At 73.8% G+C, this 12,560-nt stretch carries 10 protein-coding genes; all 10 read left to right on the forward strand.

The genetic code is table 11. The features are described from left to right. Positions 1-5 precede the first annotated feature (5 nt). The 10 genes from OG462_RS28565 (at position 6) to OG462_RS28610 (ending at position 12,547) form a co-directional block, all read left to right on the forward strand. The gene (locus tag OG462_RS28565; RefSeq protein ID WP_406061909.1) at positions 6-1,478 is read left to right on the forward strand and encodes a DUF3152 domain-containing protein; all 1,473 of its coding nucleotides are present in this window, start codon (positions 6-8) and stop codon (positions 1,476-1,478) included. Between the two features lie 101 nt (positions 1,479-1,579). Continuing rightward, on the forward strand, positions 1,580-1,675 hold the full coding sequence (locus OG462_RS28570) for an Ms4533A family Cys-rich leader peptide (protein WP_323185783.1): 96 nt from the start codon (positions 1,580-1,582) through the stop codon (positions 1,673-1,675). 199 nt (positions 1,676-1,874) lie between these two features. Continuing rightward, positions 1,875-3,623 carry an ABC transporter substrate-binding protein gene (locus OG462_RS28575; RefSeq protein WP_406061911.1) on the forward strand — a complete coding sequence of 583 codons (1,749 nt, stop codon included), beginning with the start codon at positions 1,875-1,877 and terminating at the stop codon, positions 3,621-3,623. Next, positions 3,620-4,633 carry an ABC transporter permease gene (locus OG462_RS28580; RefSeq protein ID WP_406061913.1) on the forward strand — a complete coding sequence of 338 codons (1,014 nt, stop codon included), beginning with the start codon at positions 3,620-3,622 and terminating at the stop codon, positions 4,631-4,633. Before OG462_RS28575 ends, OG462_RS28580 begins: the two co-directional genes overlap by 4 nt. Continuing rightward, entirely contained in the window at positions 4,630-5,619 is a 990-nt protein-coding gene (locus OG462_RS28585; RefSeq protein WP_406061915.1) for an ABC transporter permease, read from the forward strand. Before OG462_RS28580 ends, OG462_RS28585 begins: the two co-directional genes overlap by 4 nt. After that, positions 5,616-7,268 (forward strand): ABC transporter ATP-binding protein, encoded by a 1,653-nt coding sequence (locus tag OG462_RS28590; RefSeq protein ID WP_406061917.1) that lies wholly within the window; start codon positions 5,616-5,618, stop codon positions 7,266-7,268. The genes OG462_RS28585 and OG462_RS28590 overlap by 4 nt, the downstream gene beginning before the upstream one ends. Before the next feature lie 190 nt (positions 7,269-7,458). Continuing rightward, complete coding sequence (locus tag OG462_RS28595) at positions 7,459-9,141, forward strand: glycosyltransferase (RefSeq protein ID WP_406061919.1); 1,683 nt, start codon at positions 7,459-7,461, stop codon at positions 9,139-9,141. Further along, positions 9,134-10,642, forward strand: coding sequence for a hypothetical protein (locus OG462_RS28600; RefSeq protein ID WP_406061921.1), 1,509 nt, complete (start codon positions 9,134-9,136; stop codon positions 10,640-10,642). Before OG462_RS28595 ends, OG462_RS28600 begins: the two co-directional genes overlap by 8 nt. A gap of 202 nt (positions 10,643-10,844) precedes the next feature. Beyond that, positions 10,845-11,816, forward strand: coding sequence for an NAD(P)-dependent oxidoreductase (locus tag OG462_RS28605; protein ID WP_030320749.1), 972 nt, complete (start codon positions 10,845-10,847; stop codon positions 11,814-11,816). Then, positions 11,804-12,547: a spherulation-specific family 4 protein gene (locus OG462_RS28610; RefSeq protein ID WP_406061923.1), complete on the forward strand. Its 744-nt coding sequence runs from the start codon at positions 11,804-11,806 to the stop codon at positions 12,545-12,547. Before OG462_RS28605 ends, OG462_RS28610 begins: the two co-directional genes overlap by 13 nt. Positions 12,548-12,560: the final 13 nt, after the last annotated feature.

Below are 12,560 nucleotides of genomic sequence, written 5' to 3' on the forward strand. Positions count from 1 at the left end.
GGGGCGTGGGACGACATAGTCGCAAGGGCTCCGCGCCCTCGGTGGCCGACACCGGGCAGCAGCCGGCGGCCCCACAGCCGCCGACGGCGGCCGGGACCCCGGGCACGCAGGCCGCCCGCCCGCCGCAGGGCACGGGACGCCGCCGCAGGACCGCCGGCGGCGGAGGCCAGGAGCAGGCGGGGACCCCGGCCCACGGGACCCCGGCGTACGGGGCTCCCGCGCGGGGCAACCCGACGTACGGGACCCCGGCCCACGGCACTCCGATGTACGGGACCCCGGCCCACGGCACGCCGATGTACGGGACGCCCGCGCAGGGCAACCCGGTGCACGGGACGCCCGCGCACGGCACCCCCGTCCACGGCACCCCGGCGCACGGCACTCCTTCCCACGGCGGTCCCGGGTACGGCGGCGGGGCCTACGACACCGGGGCGCACGCGGCCCTCGGGACCCCCGCGCACGGTGTCCCCGTCTACGGGAGCTCCGTACGGGGCGGGCATCCGCAGCACGACGAGGGCACGGCGCCACGACCCGAGCGGTACGGCCCCCGGCACGGCTCCTCCCGCACGGTCGAGGCCGAACAGGCAGATTCCCAGGCGCCGTTCATCCCCGCCCCCCGTCGCGAGGCCGTTCCCGAGGCCGACGAGCCGACCGGCAAGGGCGGCCTCGGCCGCACCCTCACCGGGGTCGCGGCCGCCGCCGTCGCCACCGTCCTCGCCGTCGTCGTCACCGGACAGGTCGCCGACCGGGACGAGGCTCCCAGCACCACTCGCGCCGCCGAACAGCCGGACGGGCGGGCCTCGGACGACACCTCGGCCTCCCGCTCCGACGACCGGGTCGCCCCGACGAGCCCGGCGCCCACCGCCGCGCCGCCGCCGCCGACGTACGAGCAGCTGATCGCCCGCCAGTACCCGATCGACCCGAAGCTCAAGGGTTCCGGCAACTTCAAGGCCGTGCCCGGCTTCCAGAAGGCGCCCGGCAAGGGGACTCTGGTCCGCTACCGGATCGACGTCGAGGAGGGGCTCGGCCTCGACCAGAACCTCTTCGCCTCGACCGTGTTCAAGACCCTCAACGACCCTCGCAGTTGGGCCGGCAAGGGCGAGATGACCTTCGAGCGCATTTCCAGCGGGGAGCCACAGTTCGTCATCACGCTCGCCAGTCCGGGCACCACGGGAGCGTGGTGTGCGAAGTCCGGGCTCGACACCACGGTCGACAACGTCTCCTGCGACTCGGCCCAGACCGACCGCGTGATGATCAACGCGTTCCGCTGGGCGCAGGGGTCGGCGACCTTCGGCCCCAAGGCGATGTTCGCGTATCGCCAGATGCTCATCAATCACGAGGTCGGGCACCGACTGGGACACGGCCATGTGATGTGCAGCACTCCCGGCGCGCTCGCGCCCGTGATGCAGCAGCAGACGAAGTCCCTGAACATCGACGGAATCAAGTGCCGCCCCAACCCCTGGGTGTATCCGGGGAGTTGATGTCCGGGCCGATCCGTCGGTGATCACATCCCGAGACGAGCGTCTCAGGAAGGGGCGGAGTCGCGTTGACATCGTTCGCGTGTTCGTCCATATTTCTCGGCATGTCGCACCGTCACGTCGTCTCCGATCGCGCCGCCTTCGAGCTGGCGCTCATCGGCGTGGCCGGACATTCCGTCGCCGACATTCTCTGTAGCTGACGCCAGCCCGAGCGCCCCGTCGGCTTCCCCTCTGCAATACCGTCGACGGCCTTCCGCGCCCGGGTGTTTTCCTCCCCGCAGGCGCGGCTTTTCTCTGTGATTCCCTGTGCCCGGTCATTCCCTTCGGATGCCGCCGCTCGCCGCTGCCTGCGTGGAATTCCCTTTCCCGTACCCGCAGTTCTCCGAGAGGTTTTCTCCGATGCGTCAATCGTCCGTCGTTCCGCGCCGCGTGGCAGTGACCGCCGTCAGTCTCGTCCTGACCCTGGGCGTCGCCGCCTGCGCGGGGCCCGAGGACACCGGCGCCAAGGGCGGCACCTCCGGCAAGGCCGCGGGCGCCCCGCAGAAGGGCGGCACGCTCACCGTCCTCAACGCCGAGGCCCAGACCGACTTCGACCCCGCCCGCCTCTACACCTCCGGCGGCGGCAACGTCCCCTCCCTCGTCTTCCGTACGCTCACCACCCGCAACCGCGAGGCCGGCGCCGCCGGCACCCAGGTCGTCCCCGACCTCGCCACCGACACCGGCCGCCCCAACAAGGACGCCACGGAGTGGACGTTCACGCTGAAGGAGGGCCTGAAGTTCGAGGACGGCACGCCCATCACCAGCGCCGACGTCAAGTACGGCATCGAGCGCTCCTTCGCCGCCGAACTCTCCGGCGGAGCCCCCTACCTGCGTGACTGGCTGATCGGCGGCGACACCTACGAGGGGCCGTACAAGGCTGCGTCTGATGGAAAGAAGGGGAAGGGCCTCGCGTCCGTCGTCACCCCCGACGCCCGGACCATCGTCTTCAAGCTGAAGAAGCCCGAGGGCGAGTTCCCCTTCGTCGCCACCCAGACCCAGTTCACCCCGGTTCCGAAGGCCAAGGACAAGGGCGCGAAGTACGAGGAGCACCCCGTCTCCTCCGGCCCGTACAAGGTCGTCAAGAACGAGAAGGACGGCGAGCGCCTCGTCCTGGAGCGCAACGAGCACTGGGACCCGAAGACCGACGAGGAGCGCAAGGCCTACCCCGACCGGATCGACGTCAGGTCCGGGCTCGACGAGGCCGTCATCAACCAGCGCCTCGCCACCTCCTCCGGGGCCGACGCCGCCGCCGTCACCACCGACACCAACCTCGGCCCGGCCGAACTCGCCCAGGTCGGCTCCGACAAGGCGCTCGCCGCCCGCGTCGGCACCGGCCACTTCGGCTACACCAACTACCTCGCCTTCAACCCGAAGGTGAAGCCCTTCGACAACCCGAAGGTGCGCCAGGCGATCTCGTACGCGATCAACCGCACCAGCGTCGTCAACGCGGCCGGCGGCTCCGCGCTCGCCGAGCCCGCCACCACCTTCCTGCCCGAGCAGAAGTCCTTCGGCTTCACGGCGTACGACCACTTCCCGGCCGGGAAGGCGGGCGACCCGGAGAAGGCCAAGGCGCTCCTGAAGGAGGCCGGCTACCCGAACGGGCTCACCGTCACCCTGCTGCACTCCACCGCCAAGAACCGCGCCACCAGCCCCGAGGTCGCCACCGCGGTCCAGGAGGCCCTCGGCAAGGCCGGCATCACGGTCGAGCTCGACGGCCAGGAGCCCAACGCCTTCAACGAGAAGCGCTGGAGCGTCAAGGACGCGCCCGGCTTCTTCCTCTCCCGCTGGGGCGCCGACTGGCCGGCCGGCGGCCCGTTCCTCGCGCCGATCTTCGACGGACGCCAGATCGTCACCAACGGCTCCAACTACAACCACGCCCAGCTGAACGACCCCGCGGTCAACAAGGAGATCGACGAGATCAACAAGCTCACCGACCTCAAGGCCGCCGCCGCCCGCTGGGGCGCGCTCGACAAGAAGATCGGCGAGCAGGCGCTCGACGTGCCGCTCTTCCACCCCGTCTACAAGCGGCTCGTCGGCAAGAACGTCAAGAACGTCGTCATCAGCGACTGGACCGGTGTCCTCGACATCTCGCAGGTCTCGGTCAAGTGACCGCACTGACCGACACGCCGGTGCCCGTGGCGGGCCTCCCCGCCACGGGCGCCGCCCGGCAGGTGTGGCGACGGCTCCGCACCCGCCCCGCCGCTCTCGTCTCCGCCGCCGTCCTGCTCCTGCTCGTCCTGCTCGCGATCGCCGCGCCGCTGCTCGCCGCGCTGGAGGGCCAGGACCCGAACACGTACCACGACGACCTCGTCGACTCGGCCCGCGGCGGCGTCCCGTACGGCGCCTTCGGCGGTGCGAGCGCCGACCACTGGCTCGGCGTCGAACCCGGCACGGGCCGTGACCTGTTCGTCCGCCTCCTCCACGGCGCCCGGATCTCGCTGCTCGTCGCCGTCGGCGCGACCGCCGTCCAGGTCCTCATCGGCGTCCTCGTCGGACTCGCCGCCGGGCTCGGCAGCCGCTGGGTCGACGGCATCCTCGGCCGGATCACCGACGTCCTCGTCGCCCTCCCCATGCTGGTCCTCGCCGTCGCCCTGACCGCCGTCGTCCCGCACGGCTTCCCCCGGCCCCTGCTGCTGATCCTCGTCATCGGCTTCCTCGGCTGGGCCGGGACCTCCCGGATCGTGCGCGCCCAGACGCTCACCCTGAAGAGCCTCGACTTCGTCGCGGCCTCCCGCCTCGCGGGCTCCGGGCCGTGGCGGACCGCCCGCCGCGAGCTTCTGCCCTCCCTCGCCGCCCCCGTCATCACGTACGCGGCGATCCTCGTCCCCACCAACATCGTCGTCGAGGCGTCCCTGTCCTTCCTCGGGGTGGGCGTCACCCCGCCCACCCCGTCCTGGGGACAGATGCTGTCGACCGCGCAGACCTGGTTCCGCGCCGATCCCGCATACGTCCTGCTGCCCGCCGGGCTGCTCTTCGTCACCGTGCTCGCCTTCACCGTCCTCGGCGACGCGGTCCGCACGGCGCTCGACCCGCGCGAGGCGAGCCGGCTGCGCGTGGGCACCCGTAAGGAGTCCCGCCGGGACTCCGGCCGGGATTCCCGTAAGGAGACCTCCCGATGACCCGCTTCGTCCTCAAGCGGCTCGCGGGTGCCGTGCTCGTCCTCCTGGCGCTCTCGGTCCTCGTGTACGCGCTCTTCTACCTGGCGCCCGGCGACCCCGCGCGGCTCGCCTGCGGAGAGCGGTGCAACCCGCAGCAGATCGCCCAGGTCCGTGAGCAACTCGGCCTGAACGACAGCATGGTCGTCCAGTACCTGCACTTCCTCCAGGGCGTCTTCGCCGGCCGCGACTACTCCACCGGCACCTCGATCGTGCACTGCGACGCCCCCTGCCTCGGCCTCTCGTACCAGAGCGACCAGCAGGTGACCCAGCTCGTCCTGGAACGGCTCCCCGCCACCGCCTCCCTCACCCTCGGCGCCATGGTCATCTGGCTGGTGATCGGCGTGGGCACCGGACTGCTGTCCGCGCTGCGCCGGGGCGGCCCGACCGAGCGCCTCCTGACCCTGCTCACCCTCGCCGGGACCGGCACCCCCGTCTTCATCCTCGGGCTGCTGCTGCTCATGGCCGTCTGCGCCTACCTCCAGTGGCTGCCCTTCCCCAGCTACGTACCGCTCGGTGAGAACCCCGAGCAGTGGGCCTGGAACATGCTGCTTCCCTGGCTCACCCTCGGTTTCTTCGAGTCCGCCAAGTACGCGCGACTCACTCGTAGCTCCACCCTGGAGACGCTCGCCGAGGACCACATCCGCACCTTCCGTGCGTACGGGGTGGGGGAGCGGTCCGTCGTCACCCGCCACGCGCTGCGCGGCGCGGTCCCACCGGTGATCGCGATCAGCGCCGTCGACCTCGGCTCGATGTTCGGCGGGGCAGTGCTCACCGAGTCCCTCTTCGGCATCCCGGGGCTCGGCAAGACCCTCATCGACGCGGTGCGCTCGATCGACCTGCCCGTGGTGGTGGGTGTGGTCATGGTGACGGGCGCGTTCGTCGTCCTCGCCAACGTCCTCGCGGACCTGCTGTACGCGGCCGCCGACCGAAGGGTGGTCCTGACGTGACCCCGCTTGTCGAAGTACGGGATCTATCCGTCGAGTTCGCGAGGGAGGGAGAGTCGGTGCGGGCCGTCGACGGGCTCTCCTTCACCCTCGACGAAGGGCGCGCCCTCGCCCTCGTCGGCGAGTCCGGCAGCGGCAAGTCCACCGTCGCCGGTGCCCTCCTCGGCCTCCACCGGGGGACCGGAGCGCGGGTCGGCGGGACCGTACGGGTCGGCGGCATCGACGTCGCCGCCGCCGGGCCGGGCGAGCTGCGGCGACTGCGCGGAGGCGTCGCCGCCATGGTCTTCCAGGACCCCCTGTCCGCCCTCGACCCCTACTACGCCGTCGGCGATCAGATCGCCGAGGTGTACCGCGTCCACGCCGGAGGCTCGGGGCGCGCCGCCCGCGCCCGCGCCGTGGAGGTCCTCGACCGGGTCGGCATCCCCGACGCGGCCCGACGCTCCCGCTCCCGCCCGCACGAGTTCAGCGGCGGCATGCGGCAGCGCGCCCTGCTCGCGATGGCCCTCGCCTGCGAGCCCCGGCTCCTCGTGGCCGACGAACCGACCACCGCGCTCGACGTCACCGTGCAGGCCCAGATCCTCGACCTGCTGCACGAACTGCGGCGCGAGACCGGCACCGCGCTGCTCCTCGTCACCCACGACGTGGGCGTCGCCGCCGAGAGCGTCGACGAGGTGCTCGTCATGCGGGCCGGGCGGGAGATCGAACGCGGGCCCGTCGACGGGGTGCTGGGTGCGCCGTCGGAGCCGTACACGCGGAGGCTGCTCGCCGCCGTGCCCCGGCTCGACGGGCCGGTGCGCACCCCCTCGTCCACGACGGAAGAGGGCGAGCCGCTGCTCGAAGTGCGGGATCTACGACGGGAGTTCGGGCGCGGAAAGAAGGCGGTGGTCGCCGTCGAAGGGGCCTCGCTGACCGTCCGCGCGGGCGAAACGCTGGGCCTGGTCGGGGAGTCCGGCAGCGGCAAGACCACCCTCGGTCGCATGCTGGTGCGGCTCCTCGACCCGACCGGCGGCCAACTCCGTTACGGGGGTGCGGAGATCGGCGACCTGTCGGAGCGGGAGTTGCGTCCGTACCGCCGTGAACTCCAGATGGTCTTCCAGGACCCGGTCGCCTCCCTCAATCCGCGCCGCTCCGTGGGCGAGTCGATCGCCGACCCGCTGCGCGTGGCGGGCGAGCGCGACGAGACCCGGATACGGAGCCGGGTGCGGGAGCTGCTCGACCGGGTGGGGCTCGACCCCGACCGGTACGAGGCCTACCCGCACGAGTTCAGCGGCGGGCAGCGCCAGCGCGTCGGCATCGCCCGAGCGCTCGCCGCCGAACCCCGGATCGTCGTCTGCGACGAACCCGTCTCCGCGCTCGACGTCACCACCCAGGCCCAGGTGACCGCGCTGCTCGCCGAACTCCAGGCCGAACTCGGCCTCGGGCTCGTCTTCATCGCCCACGACCTCGCCGTCGTCCGGCAGGTCAGCGACCGGGTCGCCGTCATGCGCGCCGGCCGGATCGTCGAGCAGGGCACGGTCGCCGAGGTGTACGGCGCGCCCCGGGACCCGTACACCCGGCAGCTGCTCGCCGCCGTCCCCTCGCTCGATCCGGTCCGCGCGGCGGAACGCCGGGAGCAGCGCCAGGAGCAGCGCCAGGAACTGGCCGTCGCCTGACCCTCCGTAGTCGCCCTGACGCTTAGCGCGACAGAACGCGACCGGGGCGGGAAAGTTACGTGCATTCACCCCTTCTGGTGGTGCGACGGACAACCGTCCATCGCACCACCGGTTTCTCCGCTTACGTTCGTCCCGCTGCGAGTCGCCGGACCAACGGTGGCCGTCGCCAAGGGAGATCGGGGGTGCACTCATGCGGATCGGACTGCTCACGGACGGTGGCTACCCGTACGCCACCGGTGAGCCCGGACTCTGGTGCGAGCGCCTCGTACACGGACTCGGGCAGCACCAGTTCGACCTGTACGCCCTCGGCGGATCCGGCCCGCCTCGGCCGCTCCCCCCGAACGCCCGTGTCGCGCGCACCGCGGACCTGGGCGGTGCCGACGCCGGTCCGGCAGCCCGCAACCTCCTGGAGCGGACCGCCTTCGGCGACCACCGCGCCGCCCGCCGCGCCTACGGCCGACGCGAACGGCGCAGGTTCGTCGAGGCGTTCCACCAGCTGGCGGTGGGGGTGTGCGGGGAGGGCGAGGCCGAGGCCCGGGCCGGCGAGAACGCGGCCGGGGCCGAAGGCGCCTTCGCCGCCGGGCTCTACGCGCTCGCCGAACTCGCCCGCGAGCGGGGCGGGCTGCCCGGCGCGCTCCGCTCCGACGATGCCGTCCGCACCCTCGAATCCGCCTGCCGTGCGCCCGGTGCACGCCGGGGCGCGGCCGCCGCGGGACTCCCCGACCACCTCGCCTTCGTCGAGCACCTGGAGCGCGCCCTGCGCCCCCTCTCCCTCGACTGGTACGCGGAGGACGCACTCGGCGCGGCCGACCTGTGCCACGCCGCCGCCGGAGGCACCACCGCCCTGCCCGGCCTGCTGGCCAAACGCTTCTTCGGGACCCCGCTTCTCGTCACCGAGTACGGCGTACAGCTCCGCTCCCACTACCTCTCCGCCAAGGGCGCCGACCGCTCCGCGCCCCTGCGGACCCTGCTCGCCGCCCTCCACGGCCGGCTCGCCGCCGAGGCCTACGGGCAGGCCGCCCTCCTCACCCCCGGCAACGCCCACACCCGCCGCTGGCAGGAGAAGTGCGGCGCCGACCGGGCCCGGATCCGCACCGTCCACCCCGGCATGGCGGCCGACCGCTTCGCCGAGGTCGGCGAGGACGAGGAGAGCGGCGACCCCGCCACCCTGGTCTGGGTCGGCCGGGTCGAACCCGCCAAGGACCTCATCGCCCTGCTGCACGCCTTCGCCGAGATCCGGGCCCGGCAGCCGGACGCACGGCTGAGGATCGTCGCCGTGCCCGCACGGGACCCGGGCACCGGCGCGTACCTCGCGCACATCAAGGGGCTCGCCGCCCAGCTCTTTCCCGACGAGGCCGCCGGGGCGCACGCCGTCGGCGAGAACCCGGTCACCTTCGAGGAGCTCGGCGGCCCCGAGGCACCCACCCTGGAGGACACCTACGCCTCCGGCGCGGTCGTCGTCCTCTCCAGCGTCGTCGAGGGCTTCCCCGCGAGTCTCGTCGAGGCGATGTTCTGCGCGCGGGCCACCGTCTCGACCGACGTCGGCGCCGTCGTCGAGATCATCGGCGGCACCGGTCTCGTCGTCCCCCCGCGCAACCCCCGGGCGCTCGCCGACGCCTGCCTCGCCCTGCTCCGCGAACCCGAGCGCCGCCACCGCCTGGGCGCTGCCGCCCGCGCCCGCGCGCTCGAACTCTTCACCGTCGAACAGAACCTCGCCGCGTTCCGCGGCATCTACCTGGAACTCCTCTCCCACGCGCCGGTGCGCCACCGCCCCGGGGACGGCGTGCCCTTCGCCCACCCCGCCGAGGCGCACGTGCCGGGCAGCTGGGCGCACAAGGCCGTGGCCGCCGGGACAGGAGCCCCCGATGCCTGAAGGAGACACCCCCATGCGCGGCTCCGCCGCCCCGACGAGCCCCGGAGCCTGGGACGCCCGTTCCGAGGCCCTCCTCGGCGCCTCCGCGCTGACCCCCCGCACCGGCGACACCCTCGACCCGCGTACCCCCGAGGAGCCCGTCGACGCCCCGCCGTCCGGGATAGCCCCGGCCCCGGGGGAGGCCGCCGCGATGCCCCCGCAGCAGGGCGACACGACCTCCCCGCAGCCGACCCGCACGGCCGGCTCGACCGCTGCGTCCGGCGAGGCCCGCCCGTCCGGCGAGGACTTCACGTCCGGCGAGACTTCCACGGCCGACCAGGTCCGTACGAGCGCGCCGGCCGACCAGGTCCGTACGAGCGCGCCGGCCGACCCGGTCCGTACGGGTGCGTCGGCCGACCAAGTGCGTGTGGCTGCGTCGGCCGGCCCGGCCCCGACCGGTACAGCCCAGGCGTCCAACGCCACCCGCCCCCGGCGCGGCACCGCCGACCCCGTCAAGGTGCTCATGCACCGGCACCGGGACCTCTGCGCCAGGGCCGTCGACCCGCTGGAGATCGCCGCCGGGCTCGAAGCGCAGGGGTTCACCGACCGGACGGCCGCCCGCTTCCGGCACCGGGACGTGTTCTCGCTGGCCGAGGAGCTCTACGCGCGCGTGCCCCGCGGAAGCGAGACCACCGCGCCCCCGGTGCCCCCGCGGCGGGACACCGACGCCTGGCTGCTCGCCGTCCTCACCCCCGGCGCCGCCGCCGCGCTCACCGGCATCGGGCTCGCCGTCACCCATGGGCCCGTGCGTCTCGCCGTCGGCGCGACCGGGGCCCTGCTCCTCACCGCCGCGCTCCTGTTCGCCGTCCGGCGCGGCCCCTTCCGCGCCCCCGACGGCGGCAGCGTGCCCGCCGCCCGGCTCTGGACCGTCTGGCTCCTCGCGTACGCGGTCTGCGGCGACGGACTCCTCACCCAGGTACTCAGCGGCGGCCCCGACGGCCCCTGGGACCTGACCCCCGGACCGGTCCTGGGCCTCGCCCTCGCCGTCGCCCCCGCCGCCTGGTGCGCCCGGCTCTTCGCGAACCGGGCGCGCCGCCGGATCGCCGACAGCCGGGGACTCGCCGACTTCGCCGCCGGTACCCGCCCCCTGCTCCTCGGCACCGTGACCCTCCAACTCCTCGCCCTCACCGCACTGCTCGGGCTCACCGGGTTCAGCTCCGGGGCCCTGGCCCTCGGCGCGCTCCTGCTGCTCGCCCGGCTCCTCACCGTCCACGGCTTCCCCGAGACGGCCGCGGCCGCCCTCGCCGCCGCCAGTGCCGCCGAGGCGCTCGCCCTCGCGAGCGTCCTCGCCGCCCGAGTCCCCTTCCCCGGCTTCGACGCGCTCGCCGCCCCCGTGCGGGCCGTCGTCGGCGCCTGGGGCCCCGGGGCCGTACCCACCCTCGTCTGCGGCGCCGCCGCGCTCGGCCTGCTGGCCCACGCGACCGCCTCCCTTGCCCGGGCCTCGGCCCACGCCACCCCATGAGAACCCCGCCGAAACCCCACGGAGAACCCGGCCGACGAGCGCAACCAGCGCCCCGCCGGCCCTCCCGCACCACCCCTTTTCGCACCCGCGGAGCCGACGCCGCGGGCGCGCCCCGTCACCTCTCTCATCACCCCGCAAGGAGACCGAAGACCATGACCCCGCAACCCCAAGGAACGGCCGGTCGGCACGAAGGGGCCGCACGATGAGGGTTCTACTGCTCGGAGCCAACGGCTTCATCGGCCGCTTCGTCGCCGACCGGCTCCTCGCCGACCCGGCCGTCCACCTCACCGCGCTCGGCCGGGGCGACGACGCCGACGTCCGCTTCGACCTCGCCTCCGGCAGCCCGGGTGCGCTGACCCGCTTCCTCGACGCCGTCCACCCCGGGGTCGTCGTCAACTGCGCCGGCGCCACCCGCGGCGGCGCCCGCGACCTGACCCGGCACAACACCGTCGCCGTCGCCACGGTCTGCGAGGCCCTGCGCCGCAGCGGCTGCGGCGCCCGGCTCGTCCAGGTCGGCTGCGCCTCGGAGTACGGGCCGAGCCAGCCCGGCTCCTCGACCGCCGAGGACGCCGTACCCCGCCCCGGCGGCCCGTACGGGGTGTCGAAGCTGGCGGCGACCGAACTCGTCCTGGGCTCGGGGCTCGACGCCGTGGTGCTCCGGGTGTTCTCGCCCGTGGGACCCGGCACCCCGGCCGGATCGCCGCTCGGCCGGCTCGCCGAGGCGATGCGCCGGGCCATGCAGGCCGGGGACGGCGAGCTCAAGCTCAGCGGTCTCGGCGTGCAGCGGGACTTCGTCGACGTACGGGACGTGGCGCGGGCCGTGCACGCGGCCTCGCTCTCCGCCGCCCAGGGCGTCGTCAACATCGGCACCGGCCGCGCGGTCCGGCTCCGGGACGCCGCCGCCGTCCTCGCCAGGGTCGCCGGCTACTCCGGCAACCTGCACGAGCTGGACGCCCCGCACGGCATGCCGCAGCGCCCGATGATCGGCGCCCCCCGCACCGAGGGGACCATCGCCGACCAGTTGGCCGCCGCCCCCTACCCGTACCCCGACGGCTGCGGCCCCTGGCAGCAGGCCGACGTCCGGACCGCCCGCGACAGGCTCGGCTGGCGGCCCCGGATCAACCTGGAGGAGTCGCTCGCCGACATCTGGATGGAGGCGGCGTGTCGCATCTGACGGCGACCACGGGGGCGGTGAAGGAGGCCCTCGGGGTGGGCGTGCCCGGCTATGCCCACCCGCTGCTCGCCCCGGTCGAGTGGGGCGAGCTGACCCGCCCCGGGACCCCGCTGCACTGGGCGGTGCTCAATGTGGCGGAGGGGCCGGGCAGCCGCCCCGACCCGCACTGTCTGGAGGCGGCGGGGAGGCTCCGTAACGCCGGGATCAGGGTCCTCGGGCACCTGGACGCGGCGTATGGATCCCGGCCGTTCGGAGAGCTCGTCTCGGACGCCCACCGCTTCGTCGACTGGTACAAGGTCGACGGCTACTACCTGGACCGCTGCCCCTCGGACCGGGCGGACCTGGCCGGGGTGCGGCGGGTCACCGCGACCCTGGAGGCGGTGCTCGGTGGCGAGGCCCATCTCGTCCTCGGCCACGGCACCCATCCCCATCCGGGATACGCCGAGACCGCCGACCAGCTGGTGACCTTCTCGGGCGCCTGGGCGGACTACCGCTGGTCGCAGGTGGCCGAGTGGACGGCCGAGTACACGGAGGCGAAGTTCGTCCATCTCGTGCACGGTGTTCCACGCACCCACCTGGACGAGGCCCTGCGGATCGCCCGCTGGCAGGGGGCCGGGACGATCTTCTTCACCGACCGCGCGGGGGGTCCGGGACAAACCGCGCCATTCCACTCGCTGCCCGGCTACTGGGACGAAATCGTCTCGCGGATCGGACCGGGTGTCTCGGAATGAGGAGGAGCGTGGC

It is taken from the genome of Streptomyces sp. NBC_01077, assembly GCF_045162855.1.
Lineage (GTDB): Bacteria > Actinomycetota > Actinomycetes > Streptomycetales > Streptomycetaceae > Streptomyces.